Below are 388 nucleotides of genomic sequence, written 5' to 3'. Positions count from 1 at the left end.
CAAATCATGGAGTCGGTGGGACGAGAAACCATTCGCCAGACGTTAAAAAAACGAAACTTAAGCCTCACCTGAAAAAGCAATGGTGCATTCCGGCCAAAGCGAGCGCTGAATTTGTTGCGCGGATGGAAGATATTCTGGAAACGTATGCGCTCCCTTACGACCCGGAAATTCCGCTAATCTGCATGGATGAGCAGCCTGTGCAATTGCTGGATCATTCGCGGCCTCCACAAACGATGAAGCCCGGACAAGTTCAGCGAGAAGATTATGAGTATGTCCGCAAGGGAAGCTGCAGCCTCTTTCTGTTCACGGAGCCGCTCTCCGGGTGGCGTCATGTACAGGCTTCGGAAAGACGCACCAAATCCGACTGGGCTCTGCAAATCCAGGAACT

General features: G+C 52.1%; 1 pseudogene. It reads left to right on the top strand.

From position 1 onward, the window contains the following. A pseudogene (locus L691_RS28000) lies at positions 1-388 on the top strand (hypothetical protein); the annotation flags it as partial.

The sequence above is a fragment of the Paenibacillus zanthoxyli JH29 genome (assembly GCF_000520715.1).
GTDB classification, from domain to species: domain Bacteria; phylum Bacillota; class Bacilli; order Paenibacillales; family Paenibacillaceae; genus Paenibacillus_AQ; species Paenibacillus_AQ zanthoxyli.
The sequence above is the reverse complement of the archived record's forward strand: the minus strand, read 5'-3'. Positions and strand labels throughout refer to the sequence as shown.